This is a genomic window from Loktanella agnita (genome assembly GCF_046640325.1).
Lineage (GTDB): Bacteria > Pseudomonadota > Alphaproteobacteria > Rhodobacterales > Rhodobacteraceae > Yoonia > Yoonia agnita.
The window spans coordinates 67,377-83,023 of the sequence record NZ_JBJMBF010000004.1 but is presented as its reverse complement, the minus strand read 5'-3'; the positions used below and the strand labels follow the sequence as shown (position 1 = coordinate 83,023).

Below are 15,647 nucleotides of genomic sequence, written 5' to 3'. Positions count from 1 at the left end.
GCCACGCTCTATACTCACCCTTATGGCCGAGGTACTGACATTCACGGATCGGGGCATTTACTGCCCGGCGGGCGATTTTTATATCGACCCGTGGCAACCTGTTGATCGGGCACTAATCACCCACGGCCACAGCGACCATGCCCGACCCGGCATGGGCCGCTATCTGGCGACAAATGGCTCTGCCCCTGTGATGCGTCACCGGTTGGGGGATATCACGTTGGAAACTATCCGCTATGGTGAAGAACGCCGGATCGGTGATGCGACGGTCTCTTTCCATCCTGCGGGCCATGTGCCCGGCTCGGCGCAAATCCGGGTCGCCGTCGCGGGCGAGGTTTGGGTTGCTTCGGGCGATTACAAGACAGTGGCCGACGGCCTTTCAGAGCCGTTTGAACCTGTGCCGTGTCACGCATTCATCACCGAGTGCACTTTTGGTCTGCCGATTTTCAAATGGACGCCGCAGGATGTGTTGACGCGCCAGATCAACGACTGGTGGGCGGCGAATGCGGCGGCTGGCAGGACGTCGATCCTTGGGGCCTATGCCTTGGGCAAGGCACAGCGGCTGCTGACCACAGTGAACCCGGATATCGGCCCGATCCTGACCCATGGCGCGATAGAGAATACAAACAGGGTCATGCGCGATGAGGGGATCGCGTTGCCGGACACGATCTATGCAGATGCAGATGTCAGCGCCAAAACGCATCCCGGCGCGCTGGTGCTGGCCACGCCCAGCGCGCTTGGCACCCCTTGGGCGCGGCGGTTTGGCCCTGCCTCGACCGCCTTTGCCAGTGGCTGGATGGCCTTGCGCGGGGTGCGACGCAGGCGCGCGGCGGACCGAGGGTTTATTGTATCCGACCATGCCGATTGGGACGGGCTGAACAGCGCGATCAAGGCGACCGGGGCGACCAAGATTTTTGCGACCCATGGTTATACATCGGTCTTTCAGCGCTGGCTGACGGATCAAGGTTACGACGCCCATGTGGTGAGCACCGATTATCAGGGTGAAAACCTTGATACAGAGGATGCCGCCGAATGAAAGATTTTGCCGCTCTTTTTACCCGCATTGACGAGACAACGAAGACAACCGTCAAAACCGCCGCGCTGGCCGATTATTTTCGGACCGCCAGCGCGGATGACAAACTGTGGACTATAGCGCTGTTCACCGGGCGACGCCCGAAACGCACGATCACCGCGACCCGTCTGCGGGAATGGGCGGCAGAGGTCGCAGGGCTGCCTGACTGGTTGTTTGAAGACAGCTACAGCATTGTCGGCGATCTGGCAGAAACCATCGCGCTGGTGCTGCCGGAACCGCGCGACACCAGCGATGAAAGCCTGACCCATTGGATCGGCATCATCAAAACCCTTTCAGCGCTGGAGGATGATGAACGCAAGGCGGGTATCCTGCGCGCATGGGACAGCCTGCCCGCGACAGAGCGTTTTCTATTTACAAAACTGCTGACAGGCGGCTTTCGGATTGGCGTCAGCGCCAAGCTGATTACCCGCGCCCTTGCCCAAGCGACAGGCCAGCCAGAGCCAGAGCTGACCCATAAGCTGATGGGCAATTGGACACCCGACACCACCACATGGGACACCCTGATTGAGGCGGATGACCCGACCGCCGACCAATCGCGCCCCTACCCGTTCTATCTGGCCTATCAGATGGAAGACATCGACGCGCTCGGCCCTCCCGCTGACTGGAACGCAGAGCGGAAATGGGATGGTATCCGGGGGCAGTTGATCATCCGCGGCGGCGATCACTACCTATGGTCGCGGGGCGAGGATCTGATGACAGACCGCTTTCCTGAACTGGCGCGGCTTAAGGATTATTTGCCCGACGGCACTGTGTTGGATGGCGAGGTGCTTGCCTTTGTTGATGAAAAACCCTTGTCTTTCAATGCGCTGCAAAAACGTATCGGGCGCAAGACAGTCCCCAAAAAATTGTTGACCGAGGCGCCGGTGATCCTGATGGCCTATGATCTGCTGGAAGACAGCGGTCAGGACATGCGCAATACGCCCTTGCGCGACCGACGCGATATGCTAGCGGCGTTGATCGCCGATGTCCCGTCTGACACCCCGATCCGCCTGTCGCCGAGCGTGCCGTTTGACACATGGGACGATCTGGCCGACGCGCGCGCGCAGTCTCGCGCTATCGGGGCCGAGGGGCTGATGCTGAAACGGCTGGACAGCCCCTATCTGTCCGGGCGCAAAAAAGGCGATTGGTGGAAATGGAAGATCGACCCGCTGACCATCGACGCGGTGATGATCTATGCGCAATCGGGCAGCGGACGCCGGGCGAACCTGTTCACCGATTACACATTTGCCGTGCGTGATGGAAATGAACTGGTGCCCTTTACCAAAGCCTATTCCGGCCTGACCGACGCGGAATTCCGCCAGATCACCGCATGGGTCCGTCGGAACACGCTGCAACGTTTCGGCCCCGTGCGTCAGGTGCCACCCGAACATGTGTTTGAAATCGCGTTTGAAGGCATTCAGGCCAGCCCCCGTCACAAATCAGGCGTCGCGCTGCGGTTCCCGCGCATGCTGCGGTGGCGCAAGGATAAACCGGTGGATGAGACAAACACGCTGGATGATCTCAAGGATATGCTTGCAACCTACGGCTAAGGCTTTCCCCCGGCGCACGGCGCGCCTATGTTGGCCGAGAGCGAATATGGGGGCTATGATGAATTTCCAAGAACGCGTCTTTGACGCGCATACAAGCGGCGGCAAAGAATTGGGCAATCTGCCCGAATGGGACCTGACCGATCTTTATGCCAACCCGGAGGCGCCAGAGCTGAACCGGGACATGAAATGGCTAGAAGCGGAATGCGCCGATTTCGCCAAAAGCTATGAGGGCAAGCTGGCCGGTCTGGACGCTGCGGGTCTGCTAACCGCTGTGCAGCGCTATGAGGAAATTGATATTATCGCCGGGCGCATCATGTCCTATGCGGGCCTGCGTTATTACCAGATTACCACTGACAGTGAGCGCGCCAAGTTCATGGCCGATTGTCAGGATCAAATCACCACTTTCACCACGCCGCTGGTGTTTTATGGGTTGGAATTCAACCGGCTGAACGATGCGCATCTTGATGGGCTGCTGGCAGCAAATGCCGATCTGGCGCGCTACAAGCCCGTCTTTGACCGCATGCGCGCGATGAAGCCGCACCAGCTGTCGGATGAGCTGGAAAAATTCCTGCACGATCAGTCCACCGTTGGGGCCGCTGCGTGGAACCGCTTGTTCGATGAAACCATGGCAGGGCTGGAGTTCGATGTTGATGGCGAAACGCTCAGCCTTGAATCCACGCTGAACCTGCTGACCGAACAAGACCGCAGCAAACGTGCCGCCGCGACCCATGCTCTGGCTGCCGTGTTTCAGGACAACATCAAGCTGTTTGCGCGCGTGCACAACACGCTTGCTAAAGAAAAAGAGATCGAGGACCGCTGGCGCAAGATGCCCACCCCACAGACCGGCCGCCATCTGGCCAACCATGTGGAGGCCGAGGTCGTCGAGGCGCTGCGCAATGCGGTTGTCGCGGCCTACCCCCGTCTGTCGCATCGCTATTATGCGCTGAAAGCGAAATGGCTAGGGCTGGAACGGATGCAGGTCTGGGACCGCAACGCGCCGCTGCCGATGGAAACCACCCGCACCGTCGATTGGGACGAAGCCCAAGACACGGTGATGAACGCCTATGCCGGTTTTGATCCGAAAATGGCTGAGATCGCGAAACCGTTCTTTACCGATGGCTGGATCGACGCCGCCGTAAAGCCCGGTAAAGCCCCCGGTGCCTTTGCCCATCCCACGGTCAGCACGGTGCACCCCTATGTGATGCTGAACTACCTTGGCAAACCGCGCGATGTGATGACGCTGGCGCATGAGCTGGGCCATGGGGTGCATCAGGTGCTGGCGGCGGATCAGGGGGAGCTGCTGTCGTCCACCCCGCTGACACTGGCCGAAACCGCCTCTGTCTTTGGGGAAATGCTGACCTTCCGCAAGATGCTGGACGGTGCCAAAACCCAAGAGGAACGCAAGATCCTGCTGGCAGGCAAGGTCGAAGACATGATCAACACGGTCGTGCGCCAGATCGCGTTTTACGATTTTGAATGCAAACTGCACGCCGCCCGCGCCGAGGGTGAGCTGACGCCGGACGACATCAACGCGCTTTGGATGTCGGTGCAGGCGGAATCGCTAGGACCGGTCTTTGACTTTGCGCCGGGATATGAAACCTTCTGGTCCTACATCCCGCATTTTGTGCATTCGCCATTCTACGTCTATGCCTATGCCTTTGGCGACGGGTTGGTGAACGCACTTTATGCGGTCTACGAAGAAGGCGACGCCGATTTCCAGAGCAAATATTTCGATATGCTGCGCGCAGGCGGCTCCAAGCACCACAAGGAATTGCTGGCCCCCTTCGGGCTTGATGCCTCTGACCCGAAATTCTGGGACAAGGGCCTGTCGATGATCGAAGGCTTCATTGATGAGTTGGAGGCGATGGAGGATTGAGCGCGGTCACATTGACCCGCCTGACCCCGGCGCTGGCAGATGATCTGCGCCGGGTGACGGTGACGGATGATCAGGTTGTTTTTTCGGGGCAACCTGCGGAAGTGATCGACTTGGCTGATCCGCTGATCGACGTGCATGTGATCCTGTATGACGATCAGGTCGCGGGGATGTTTCGCATTGATCGCGGCTTTCACCAGCACCACCGCTTTGCCGCCAGCACCCAGTTAGGCCTGCGGACGTTTTTGATCGACCAGCGGTTTCAGGGGCGCGGCATCGCCAAGGCATGCGCGGCGCAACTGCACAGCTATCTGTCGGCGCAATATGGCGCGGCAGAGGCAATTGTCCTGACGGTCAACCTGCGCAATCCCGGCGCGCGCCAAGTCTATTTAAGCGGTGGTTTTATCGACACTGGCGCGCAATATATGGATGGGGGCGCGGGGCCGCAGAATATCCTGACATTGCCGCTTGCTACTCCAACTGACGCAGAAACGCACTGAATTCAGGGTTATCGCGCGCGCCGGGCTGGATCAGCGCGCGCAACAACTGGATCGCGGCGGGTGCGCTGACGGCGACCAGATGGTCGCGCTTGCTGCCATCAGCCAATGTGGTCAGATCAAGCACCACGACATTCAGCCCGCTCAGTTTATCCGTACCGCTGACCAGCCCCACCTTACTGCGCCCGCCGATAAGCCACGACGCCACGCGTAACGCCTTGTCGCTTTCGCTTACCAACAGCACATAGGGTTCATCGCGATCCCCGATCACCTGCGCCTGTCTGCGAAAGATATCGGGATCAATATCGGGGGCGATAAAGATCAGCCCGGACACACGGTCGAGCGTCCGTTGTTCGCCCGCCAGTGCCAATTGCCGCAGGCTTTCCATGACCAATTGTGCCCCCATGGAATGCGCCACCAAGGTGACGGGCCGCGTATCATTGCGGATCAGCAGATCGAGTAAAGCAACCAGATCATCGCGCGCGTAAAGCACGCTGTCACGATCATAAATATAAGCCCCAGCGCGCGCGGCAGACGCCCAAGCGAAGACGATCATCGGGTCCGTTGCGCCGAAATCATAGCGCATCTGGGCCAGCCGAAAAATGGACTCCGGGGTGGTAGTGTTGAATCCATGAATGAAAATAACGATCTCATCGCCCGGCGCGTCTGCAATCGCGCGTAAATGGGCCGTACGCTCTTGCTGTTGGTAGTCAGCCATCACAAACCCGCGGGTCGGATCATGTGGATATTCCACGCGTCCCGCCGTGTGACCGGGTGGGACGGCGACCTTTGCGATCGCGTAAGACGGCGCATCGCGCCGATCAGGCAGGCCTGTACCACCCGACCGGGATAACACCTGATGGTCCACCACATAAATCGTTTCGATCTGAGCGTTTGGCGCGGGCGTGCCGACGATAATTTGTTGCGGGCGCGTGCACCCGGATAGAGCAAGGCACAACAAAAGCCCGCTCAGAAGCCAGACCGTCGAAGACCGCATTTGGCTGATTGCGGTAGTGCGATGTTGCACAAAACCTAGCGCATTTCGCTTTAGTCGAGCTCTGTCCAGGGCCAGGGTTTCACCTCGCTCGCGGCGGTTTGGTAGCGTGCGGCTTTTGCCATCCAGACACCCATTGTGGTGCCGATTTCGGCCAATTGGTCGTTCGGCTCGCGCTTGTTGAACAGCATGATCACGAATTGCGCGACCGTCAGCAGCCCCAGCAAGCTGCTGGCCGCGCTCATCAAAACGGCGATAAGCACCATATGTACCAACCGTAGCCAGATGCTTTCGAAATCCGCGTCTTTGGCAGCTTCAGACGGCGTTTCTTGATCTTTGACCATCATTCAATCCTGATTTGTTTTTGCACCCGCCGCAAAAACCATATCCATCATTTTCTGCGTACCGCGTGAAAATTCGAGTGGGCACGGATAGGCCGCACCCTCTTGCGCGGATTTGCAGAAGTTTTCGACTTGAAGCACATAGTGGTTCTCTGCCGGCCAGCGTTCGCTGATCATGGTTTGCCCGTCATTTTCCAGCGTCAGCTGCGCGATATCCTGGACGTTGGCATTAAAGGGGCAGGTCAGCCGCAAAACGCCTTTGTCCCCGTGAAAGGTGACCTGCTGGCGCGGATGCATCCGCATCGACACAATCGCGGAATAGCTGAAGGTCGGAAAATCCGCAGCAATCTGGGCAAAGACATCAACATCGTTTTCGTAGCGTAGCTTGGCGTAAGGGATTTGTGTCGGTTCCGCGCCAGTCACAAACCGGGCTGCGCCAAAGGTATAAACGCCAATGTCCGGCAACCCGCCACCGCCCGTGCCCGCCTGATTGCGGATGTTGTCGCTATCGTCGTTGAAATAGCTGAATGTCGCGTCCACATGCACAAGATTGCCGATGGCCCCGCCTTGCACCAATTCCCTTGCGCGGGAAAACTGCGGGTGGTGCACAATCATAAACGCCTCTGCCGCGAGCTTGCCTGATGCGTCACGTGCGGCGATCAGCTGATCGAATTCTTCCGCCTGTAGCGTCATCGGCTTTTCGCAAAGCACATGTTTGCCTGCCTCAAGCGCTTTGATCGACCACGCGACATGCAGGTGGTTGGGCAGCGGGATATAGACGGCGTCAATCTCCGGATCAGCCAGCAGCGCGTCATAGCTTTCGTGCAGTTTGATACCGGGTGCAAAGGCTTGAAAACCCGCCGCTTTGTCCGGATGCGATGTGGCCAGCGCCACCAGTTCTGCCCCTTTTGCAGCGTGAATGGCCGGTGCCATATGCGCCCGCGCGAAATTGGCTGCGCCCAGAATACCCCACCTTAATACTGTCATGTCTTATCCCCCCGTTTCGCAGATGTTAGCGCCAACGCGGATCGAAGGAAACGCCCCGGCAACATATGCATAAAAAAATCCCCACCGAGCGGGCCGACGGGGATTTCGTTTCAATGTGCATGGGGGGTCAGGCTGTCGCCAGCATGCCCTTTTCCTTGGCCAGATCCTGCATTTTCTTTTGCAGTTTCTCAAAGGCGCGGACCTCAATCTGGCGGATCCGTTCACGGCTGACATCATATTGACCGCTCAGGTCTTCCAATGTGACCGATTCCTCGGACAGGCGGCGCTGGACCAGAATGTCCTTTTCCCGGTCATTCAGCACAGCCATGGCTTCGGCCAACAATTCGCGGCGCGCGTCCAGCTCATCATGGGCTTCATAATCAGCGGCGGTATTGGCGCTTTCATCTTCCAGCCAGTCTTGCCACTGCATGGAACCTTCACCGTCAGAGCCGACCTGTGCATTCAACGACGCATCCCCACCCGACAAACGCCGGTTCATAGAGATCACCTCATCTTCGGTCACGCCCAGATCAGTTGCGATCCGTTTGACGTTTTCGGGGCGCAAATCGCCATCTTCCAGCGCGCCAATGCGGGATTTCGCCTTGCGCAGGTTGAAGAACAGCTTTTTCTGCGCCGAAGTTGTGCCCAGTTTCACCAGCGACCATGACCGCAGGATATATTCCTGAATCGAGGCGCGGATCCACCACATGGCGTAGGTCGCAAGACGAAAGCCTTTTTCAGGGTCAAAGCGTTTGACCGCCTGCATCAGGCCGACATTCGCCTCTGAAATCACTTCGGCCTGCGGCAGACCATAGCCGCGATAGCCCATGGCGATCTTGGCGGCGAGACGCAGGTGCGATGTGACCATCTTATGCGCGGCTTCGGTGTCCTCATGGTCCACCCAGCGCTTGGCCAGCATATATTCTTCCTCAGGCTCCAGCATGGGGAACTTGCGGATTTCCTGCATATAGCGGTTCAGACCCTGTTCCGGTGACGGGGCTGGTAAATTTGTATAAGTGCTCACTGTCGTGCCCTCCTTATGTTTAAAGGCTTAACATGGATATGGTGTGGTTGACGCTACGTTTCAAGGCAAGCAGTTAACTTTTCGTAAGCTCAATATGAACTGATCCGTTCAGTTTGAAAAGTGGCTTTTAAGTGCACTCACGCACATGTAACTGTTTATTTCAGACCAATACCGCCAAGGGCGCGCAATAAATCCTGCATATCCACAGGTATCTCTGCCTCAAATGACATTTTTTCACCGCTGACGGGATGGGTGAATCCCAGACTTGCAGCATGCAAAGCCTGCCGATTAAAGCCTGCCGCCGCCACGGCGCCCGCTTCGCTAACGGCTTTTGGCGATAACTTGCGCCTGCCGCCATAGACCGGGTCCCCGATCAGAGCGTGACCGCAATGGGCCAGATGCACCCGGATTTGATGGGTGCGCCCGGTTTCCAGCCAGCATTCGATCAATGTGGCAACGGGTGGATTGCCCAGTGGTTCCACAATCCGTGACCGTGTCACCGCGTGCCGTCCGGTCGTAAAGGACACTGCCTGCCGCTGCCGGTCGGTCTTGTGCCGCCCGAGGAAGGTTTGCACCTTCAAAATATTTCCCGCCTCGAAAGAGGCACCTTTGATCCCCCGCAGCCGTGGATCATTGGCGTCCGGCACACCGTAACAAATCGCCAGATAGCGCCGGTCAACGGTATGGGCCGCGAATTGGTCCGCCAGAGCGTGATGCGCCCGGTCAGATTTCGCAGCGACCAGCAGGCCTGTCGTCTCTTTGTCGATCCGATGCACGATGCCGGGGCGTTTCATGCCGCCGACACCGGAAAGGGTTTCGCCGCAATGGTGGATCAGCGCGTTTACCAATGTGCCGCCGGGCGTGCCCGGTGCTGGATGCACCACCATCCCCGCAGGTTTGTTGACGACGATCAGATCGTCATCCTCGTAGACCACGTCCAGCGGGATATCTTCACCGCCGATGTGGCTTTCCTCGGCCAGTGCGACCGTCACCGCGACCTCTGCCCCTTCGGCGATCCGGAAGCGCGGATCGGTGATGACAACACCATCAACCGTCACAGCACCTTCGCTGATCAACCGCGCCAGTCGCGAACGGCTGAGCGCGGCATCCTCGGGAACGTCACGCCCCAGTGCCTTATCAAGGCGCGGTGGCGGGTTGGGGCCGATATGAAAGGTGATGCAGGTGGTCATGACTGGTACGTTACTCCGATTGCCACCGGCTGTGGCCACGTTTGGGTGCACCAAACGTTTTCCCATATGCTTTCAAATTTCGGGAAATTTTGCGGTGGTACCACCTCCTGGTCTCGAACCAGGGACCTCTTGATCCACAATCAAGCGCTCTAACCAACTGAGCTAAGGCGGCACATCGCGGGATTTAGCGCCATGACCGTCCGATTGCAAGACCTTCAAAGGCTAATCTCCCATGTCTCTTCCACCAAATCGACACCGAAAGAGCGGACGGGCTTGGATGCGACGCGGGTGAACCCGTTGCGTTTGTAAATTCGGCCTGCCGCGACATGGCTTTCATGGGTCCAGAGCGTCAATTTCTGATAGCCCGCCCCGCGCGCAAATGACAGGCATTGATCCAGCAGCGCCTGCCCTGCCCCGGTGCCCCGCGCGTCGGGTATAAGGTAGAACAACCGCAGCTTGGCTGTTTTATCGTTTAGCGCGACACAGAAGATCGTACCAAGCCGCTTGTCCCCGTCATGGGCGAGCCAGCCCATTTCACGGGCCGGGTCATGGTTTTGCAGGAAGTTATCGACGATGCTGGCAACAAGCGGGCCAAAACTAGCGTCAAAACCTTCAACAATTGCATAATGCTCCGCGTGCTGGGAAATCAGCCATGCGGCATCATCGGCGGTAAAAGGACGTATGGCAAAATTCATCATACGCACCCTGCCCGCACCGCCCTTGCCAATCAAGCCCGCAGCGCTGTAGGACATACAACAAAGACAGAGGACACTGTGATGGGTATCAACAGCGAACGCGATATCGAAGCCAATTTGCAGATCGGCCCGACGGATCAGGGCATGGTTCGTATCTTTATCGAAGCTGACGGCGTTGAAATCCCGATGGATTTCCACCCGGAAGAAGCCGACGATATCGCAGAGGAAATCAAGGCTGCCGCGATGGCCGCCCGCAGCGTGAAAACCCGCTGATCTTCAATAGATGTGAACAAAGCCCGGATCGCGTGCGGTTTGCGCGCGTATTGCGGCGTGGCGCGCGAATTTCTGGACCATCACCCTGCGGCGCGCTGGTGCCAGTCGCGTCTCTGGCCCAACACGGATGATTTCGGCATCATAAGCATCGGCGAGGATCAATCCGGTATCATCGGGCAAAAGCTCTGTCGGGAAGTCACTATCCACCGCCCAGAAAAACCGGTCGCACCATTCAAGATAGCCCTGCCATTTTCGATCCGACTGAAAATCGACACGGCTGGATTTGCATTCCACGATCCAGATTTCGCCCTTGGGGCCAAGCCCCATCACATCGACGCGCAACCCTTGTGACGGGACGAGCTCTTCTACGCTGACAAAATCATGGCTGCGCAAATGACGGCTTACGCCGCGTGCGAGCAACTGGCCGGGCATCAGGCTGGATTCAATCAGGTCACTGGTCATGGCAAAACCATGAACAATAGGTGAACAAAATACAAGCCACAATAAGATACACGATCGGTGCGGCCCTTATTTTCAAGGCCACATCACCGCCACAATCCGCCCAAATCTTCAGAGCAAAACCGCCAGTACCTGCGCATATATTGCCGATTACGGCAAAAGCACTGCGAAACACGGCTTGTGACTACGTCCGAATCATAAATGCGGCAGTCAGAGCGACGATGATCGACGTCTCAAAAAGCTTAAAAATCCGGTAAAAATCGACTGTTAACAATTTATCTTAGGAATTTTCTTTTACTTTCAACAGTTAAGCGGAAATCTGCCGAAAAGCCGTTCATCGAAAACGTTCAACAATGTGGCAGCAATGCGGCGCAGGCCAGCAAAGAGCCATATCGGAAACCTTGCCCGCGTCACGATTTGGTCTGTTTTGCGCGGCACAAAGTAAGTGTAGTGATTATCAGGAGTAAAGCGTGTGTTGCTGATTACCGACGTGACCTTTTTTCAAGTTTGCATGGCACTTTTGGCAGTCGGTCTGACAGAACGCGTCTTACTCGCCTTCGCACCAGTAGAAATGGTTGGCCGCAACGGATGGCTGATCAAGGGTGACATCGAAGAATAACACTCACGAAGACCTTGCCCTGTGGGCCAAAGGCTCCTACCTGTATCAACGGCGGGTTCCTGCGCCTCTCGTAGTGATAAGGTACAAATCCAGTGGCCTTAAGCAAATCCGAGGGAGCTGGCTCTGTTCAGACCCTGGTCTGATTACCCGGCGCCCACCTGTATACACAGGTCCTCGGGGTTAGTTACCTTTACGGCCGTCGTGGTGCCCGCCACCCATCACTTTTCTGTCGAATGCAGCCTGCGTAGTCCGGGCAGCATTGCGAAAAAACGGCCCAATCTGCGCATCACAGTCTGGTCATCATTCAGGTTATGATCGGCCTGTAGGGATTCATCGTTCGCACCAATGAGGTCCTCATAGGCGGTGCGATCCTGCCGCGGATCCGCAAAGGCGGTATAGTTGTTCTGATGCGAGTCCAAACTATCTGCTTTCTCGATCAGGTCTTCGGCGTCTATCGGCTTAAAACGTTCTTGCGGCATGATGATCCTTTTATTTTTCACGCCAAACGGGTGCGTAAAAACTGGTAAGAATGCCTCTTTCGAGGAACGACTCGTTACTGAGGAAACCCGTCAATCTTTCACGACTACTAAAAGGTAACAGAAATTTGTCAATAAAACAAAGACTTATGATTCAGCGACCCTTGCAACGGTACATGTTTGCCTGATGACCATAACGCGAAAGATATGGTTGAGCCTTATAAACCTTGGGTATTGCCCATGTTCAGCAATTAAATGCCGACCTGAAAGTGCTGGTCTGAGATTGATCCGATCACATCACCCAATCGGAGGAAATTATCCCCCGGATGCATGGTTGTCGGATGTCGCGGCAGCGCAAAACACCACCCGCTAAGACAGATTTATCGCGTCGCGATTTATCACGCACCTGGCCCGACACGTGCAGGCCGCGTCTATACGGATTTTATCGCATCCTTTTTCAACGCCACGTTTACCTTAGCGTTGTTAAAGGCAGGTTAAAGCATGTCGATTTTTACTTGAATCACAATTCGCTGCCCATCCCTATCGGTCGAACGCGATTTGTGACGCCTGCTGCCTTAAGTTAGAATCGAAACGTTGTAATCAAAATGCGTCTGGCTGCGCCTCGCGCGCCATGTGGTCGAGCACCGCATTCACAAACTTCGGCTCTTTCCCGTCATTGGAAAATGCCTCTGCCACGGCGACGAATTCGCTGATCACCACTTTGGGAGGGGTCTGTTTGACGACAAGCTCGGCCCCGGCGGCGCGGAACAATGCGCGCCAAGTCGGGTCGATCCGCGCAATCGGCCATTTGGCGACCAGCGCGCGGTCGGTCATCTGGTCGATGCTGGCTTGGTTATCCACCGCCTTTTCCATCAGCAGACGGAATGTATCCACGTCGCCTTCGGCCATCTCGCCTTCGTCATAGGTCGCGCCGAAGCGGTGATCTTCAAACTCGGCAATGATGCCATCGACGGTCTGGCCAGAGGCTTCCATCTGGAACAGGGCCTGCACGGCATAAAGCCGGGCGGCGGATTTCATCTTGCGGCGCTGGTTGTTCGAAATGGTCATGTCACGGTCTTGCTGCCGGTCTGACCGGCAAGCAGAATTTCCCTTGTAAAGCCGACCCCCTTGGTCGCGCCGCCCCACTTACGGGCGAGTGCGATCAGGTGCAAGGCCGCCGCTGCGGCGCCGCCGCCTTTGTTCATTTGATCAGGGTCGGCGCGCACCGCCGCCTGATCGTAATTTTCCACTGTCAGAATGCCATTTCCGATACATAACCCCTGCATGCCAAACAATTGCAGCGCGCGGCTGCTGTCGTTGCAAACCGTGTCGTAATGGGTCGTCTCGCCCCGGATCACGCAGCCAAGTGCCACATAGCCGTCAAAATTGCTCATCCGTTCGGCGATACCGATCGCGGTGGGCACTTCCAGCGCGCCGGGCACGTCGATCAGTTCATAAGTACCGCCCGCCTTTTCGATTTCAGCCTTTGCGCCTGCTACAAGATGATCGGCGATATCCTTGTAGTAAGGCGCGACGACGATCAGCAGCTTCACCGGTTTGTCAAAATCCGGCAGCTGCAGAATGTGGTGTGAGGGTCCGGCCATTATCCGAGCTCCGAGATTTTGCGTGTGCCGATGATTTCCAGCCCGTAAGCGTCAAGGCCGACGATCTTTGGCTGCGGTGAGTTTGTCAGCAGCTCAATGTCATGTACGCCAAGAGAGCTCAGAATTTGTGCTCCAAGCCCGTATTGGCGCAATGTCCGTGGCGCGGCATCTTCGCCCGTGTCGAGCTGCATATGCACGTCGCGCAGCAAGACCAATGCGCCCCGCCCTTCGGCGGCGATCAGCTCCATCGCGTCGCCGAATTCATTGCGGCGGCCCTTCGCACCGGTGCCCACCACATCCAGCAGCGGATCCAGCGCGTGCATGCGTACCAGCACCGGCTCTGGCGTGGAAATATCGCCTTTGATCAACGCGATATGTTCGGCCCCTTGGGTTTCATCAGTGTATATCCGCATTTCCCAGTCACCACCAAATTCAGACTGAACTGTGCTGACGTCTCGGACCCGGACAAGATTGTCGTGCCGCCGCCGATAGGCGATCAGGTCGCTGATCGTGCCGATTTTGAGCCCATGCAGCTGCGCAAAGGCGATCAGGTCTGGCAGGCGGGCCATTTCGCCGTCTTCTTTCATGATCTCGCAGATCACGCCGGACGGGTTCAGCCCGGCGAGCCGGGAAATATCGGTGGCGGCTTCTGTGTGACCGGCACGAACCAACACGCCGCCATCGCGGGCGCGTAGGGGGAAGACGTGGCCGGGGGTGGCGATATCAGCCGCACCTTTGCTGCTATCAATTGCCGTGGCGACGGTGAGCGCGCGGTCATGGGCAGAAATGCCAGTGCTGACGCCTTCGCGGGCTTCGATACTGACGGTAAAAGCTGTTTCATGCCGCGAGGAGTTATGCGAGGCCATCAGCGGCAACCCCAGCGCGTCGATCCTGTCACTGCTGAGGGTCAGGCAAATCAGCCCGCGCCCGTGGGTGGCCATGAAGTTGATTGCATCCGGCGTGGCCATTTGGGCGGGGATCACCAGATCGCCTTCGTTCTCACGATCCTCGTGATCGACAAGGATGAACATGTGGCCATTGCGGGCATCATCGATGATGTCTTCAATCGGGCTGACTGCGTCGGAATAGTCACGCTCGACCGGGCCGGGGGTTTCGAAAGTCTGGCTCATGCGCATCCTCGGGTGATGTCTGTGCTGCCAGATAGCCCAGGTGCTGCCATTTGAAAAGGGCGGTGGATCGGGATCCACCTTACGTCGTTGTATGCGCAACGCCCGGTGGGGTGCGTGGCGTGTTTGGCTGGTGATGCTCCGAAAACCGTTAATGTTTAGGTTTCCCAGCGAAATTCGAGGGTAGGTCGGTATCGGAAACGCGTCGGACTTGCGTCGGACTTCACAGTGCGCATCCTGTGATTAACCCTGCGTACGGTCAAAATGTAAATGCGCCGTTCAGGATTCGTAAGGTGGGTCTTGACCCACCCTAGCCGAAGAATTGCGCGGCATTCAGATAGCCTGCCATATGGGCAGCCTCGGCCCATTCCGCCTCGAACGCTGTGTCGCCGACAAGCACGTAGCGGTCGCCCGGCTTGCCTTCGGCCTGTAGAATATCCTGCATCCGGTCGCGCATTGCCGACCAGCTTTGCGTGAAATGCGGTGCGGGTTCTGCCCGGTCGATCACCGCAAGCCCCGCCAGATGGGTGGGCGTGACTGGTCTGTGCACGATGGCCGTCCGGCTGGTTGCGATCAATTTGCCCAGCTTAGCTGCCCGGTCCGCAGGCAATGCCTGCCCGTCCCGCAGCACGTGCAGCGCGTTGTTTGAGAACATGAAGCCGATTAGGTCATGCCCGCTGCTGGCCCGAATCCCGGCATAGGTTCGATAGGGCAGACCGAGTTGCGCGGCACGGCGGACGCGCATGCGCACGACCTCGACCGGGAGCGTCGGCATCAGGTCTTTGCGCGCGCGGGTCCAGACGTGTTTGCGCCAGCTTTTGCCGGGTTCATCAATCCGTCCGGAGTTATGTCCGATCCCTGCCATCACG

General features: G+C 57.5%; 18 protein-coding genes and 1 tRNA gene. 6 read left to right on the top strand and 13 right to left on the bottom strand.

Translation table 11 applies throughout. The features are described 5' to 3' along the window. Positions 1–22 precede the first annotated feature (22 nt). From ACJ5NV_RS05645 to ACJ5NV_RS05630, 4 genes are read left to right on the top strand one after another with little or no spacing between them, the layout of a single operon-like run. On the top strand, positions 23–1,033 hold the full coding sequence (locus ACJ5NV_RS05645; protein WP_411642656.1) for a ligase-associated DNA damage response exonuclease: 1,011 nt from the start codon (positions 23–25) through the stop codon (positions 1,031–1,033). Continuing rightward, on the top strand, positions 1,030–2,619 hold the full coding sequence (locus ACJ5NV_RS05640; protein ID WP_411642655.1) for an ATP-dependent DNA ligase: 1,590 nt from the start codon (positions 1,030–1,032) through the stop codon (positions 2,617–2,619). Before ACJ5NV_RS05645 ends, ACJ5NV_RS05640 begins: the two co-directional genes overlap by 4 nt. A gap of 55 nt (positions 2,620–2,674) precedes the next feature. Continuing rightward, on the top strand, positions 2,675–4,495 hold the full coding sequence (locus tag ACJ5NV_RS05635) for a M3 family oligoendopeptidase (RefSeq protein ID WP_411642654.1): 1,821 nt from the start codon (positions 2,675–2,677) through the stop codon (positions 4,493–4,495). After that, entirely contained in the window at positions 4,492–4,992 is a 501-nt protein-coding gene (locus tag ACJ5NV_RS05630) for a GNAT family N-acetyltransferase (protein ID WP_411642653.1), read from the top strand. Before ACJ5NV_RS05635 ends, ACJ5NV_RS05630 begins: the two co-directional genes overlap by 4 nt. On the opposite strand, the gene ACJ5NV_RS05625 is transcribed toward ACJ5NV_RS05630, so the two are convergent. The 7 genes from ACJ5NV_RS05625 to ACJ5NV_RS05595 all read right to left on the bottom strand — a co-directional run bounded on the left by ACJ5NV_RS05625 (position 4,964) and on the right by ACJ5NV_RS05595 (position 10,223). After that, on the bottom strand, positions 4,964–6,016 hold the full coding sequence (locus tag ACJ5NV_RS05625; protein WP_411642652.1) for an alpha/beta hydrolase: 1,053 nt from the start codon (positions 6,014–6,016) through the stop codon (positions 4,964–4,966). The genes ACJ5NV_RS05630 and ACJ5NV_RS05625 overlap by 29 nt on opposite strands. Positions 6,017–6,036: 20 nt before the next feature. Next, the gene (locus ACJ5NV_RS05620; protein WP_411642651.1) at positions 6,037–6,330 is read right to left on the bottom strand and encodes a DUF4389 domain-containing protein; all 294 of its coding nucleotides are present in this window, start codon (positions 6,328–6,330) and stop codon (positions 6,037–6,039) included. Beyond that, entirely contained in the window at positions 6,331–7,311 is a 981-nt protein-coding gene (locus ACJ5NV_RS05615; RefSeq protein WP_411642650.1) for a Gfo/Idh/MocA family protein, read from the bottom strand. A 127-nt stretch (positions 7,312–7,438) separates the two neighbouring features. Continuing rightward, the gene (rpoH, locus tag ACJ5NV_RS05610) at positions 7,439–8,335 is read right to left on the bottom strand and encodes an RNA polymerase sigma factor RpoH (RefSeq protein ID WP_411642649.1); all 897 of its coding nucleotides are present in this window, start codon (positions 8,333–8,335) and stop codon (positions 7,439–7,441) included. Positions 8,336–8,490: 155 nt separating this feature from the next. Beyond that, complete coding sequence (locus ACJ5NV_RS05605; protein WP_411642648.1) at positions 8,491–9,525, bottom strand: RluA family pseudouridine synthase; 1,035 nt, start codon at positions 9,523–9,525, stop codon at positions 8,491–8,493. Positions 9,526–9,620: 95 nt separating this feature from the next. Further along, positions 9,621–9,697: transfer RNA gene (locus tag ACJ5NV_RS05600), tRNA-His, on the bottom strand. A 43-nt stretch (positions 9,698–9,740) separates the two neighbouring features. Continuing rightward, the gene (locus ACJ5NV_RS05595; RefSeq protein WP_411642647.1) at positions 9,741–10,223 is read right to left on the bottom strand and encodes a GNAT family N-acetyltransferase; all 483 of its coding nucleotides are present in this window, start codon (positions 10,221–10,223) and stop codon (positions 9,741–9,743) included. A gap of 78 nt (positions 10,224–10,301) precedes the next feature. Between ACJ5NV_RS05595 and ACJ5NV_RS05590 the strand changes: the two genes are divergently transcribed. Next, positions 10,302–10,493 (top strand): DUF6324 family protein, encoded by a 192-nt coding sequence (locus tag ACJ5NV_RS05590; RefSeq protein ID WP_411642646.1) that lies wholly within the window; start codon positions 10,302–10,304, stop codon positions 10,491–10,493. A 3-nt stretch (positions 10,494–10,496) separates the two neighbouring features. Here the strand turns inward: ACJ5NV_RS05590 and ACJ5NV_RS05585 are convergent, their stop codons facing one another. Beyond that, positions 10,497–10,955 carry an MmcB family DNA repair protein gene (locus ACJ5NV_RS05585; protein ID WP_411642645.1) on the bottom strand — a complete coding sequence of 153 codons (459 nt, stop codon included), beginning with the start codon at positions 10,953–10,955 and terminating at the stop codon, positions 10,497–10,499. A gap of 469 nt (positions 10,956–11,424) precedes the next feature. Here ACJ5NV_RS05585 and ACJ5NV_RS05580 point away from each other — a divergent pair, with 469 nt between their 5' ends. Next, positions 11,425–11,571, top strand: a complete 147-nt coding sequence (locus ACJ5NV_RS05580) for a hypothetical protein (RefSeq protein ID WP_411642644.1) — start codon at positions 11,425–11,427, stop codon at positions 11,569–11,571. 218 nt (positions 11,572–11,789) lie between these two features. Here the strand turns inward: ACJ5NV_RS05580 and ACJ5NV_RS05575 are convergent, their stop codons facing one another. The 5 genes from ACJ5NV_RS05575 to ACJ5NV_RS05555 all read right to left on the bottom strand — a co-directional run bounded on the left by ACJ5NV_RS05575 (position 11,790) and on the right by ACJ5NV_RS05555 (position 15,643). Then, entirely contained in the window at positions 11,790–12,050 is a 261-nt protein-coding gene (locus tag ACJ5NV_RS05575; protein ID WP_411642643.1) for a hypothetical protein, read from the bottom strand. Between the two features lie 597 nt (positions 12,051–12,647). Next, positions 12,648–13,115 carry a transcription antitermination factor NusB gene (gene nusB, locus ACJ5NV_RS05570; RefSeq protein WP_411642642.1) on the bottom strand — a complete coding sequence of 156 codons (468 nt, stop codon included), beginning with the start codon at positions 13,113–13,115 and terminating at the stop codon, positions 12,648–12,650. Continuing rightward, a complete protein-coding gene (locus tag ACJ5NV_RS05565) occupies positions 13,112–13,651 on the bottom strand; it encodes a 6,7-dimethyl-8-ribityllumazine synthase (protein ID WP_411642641.1) in 540 nt (179 codons plus the stop codon). The genes nusB and ACJ5NV_RS05565 overlap by 4 nt, the downstream gene beginning before the upstream one ends. Continuing rightward, positions 13,651–14,781 (bottom strand): 3,4-dihydroxy-2-butanone-4-phosphate synthase, encoded by a 1,131-nt coding sequence (gene ribB / locus ACJ5NV_RS05560; RefSeq protein ID WP_411642640.1) that lies wholly within the window; start codon positions 14,779–14,781, stop codon positions 13,651–13,653. Before ribB ends, ACJ5NV_RS05565 begins: the two co-directional genes overlap by 1 nt. Positions 14,782–15,088: 307 nt before the next feature. Beyond that, positions 15,089–15,643, bottom strand: a complete 555-nt coding sequence (locus ACJ5NV_RS05555; RefSeq protein WP_411642639.1) for a hypothetical protein — start codon at positions 15,641–15,643, stop codon at positions 15,089–15,091. Between the last annotated feature and the right edge of the window lie 4 nt (positions 15,644–15,647).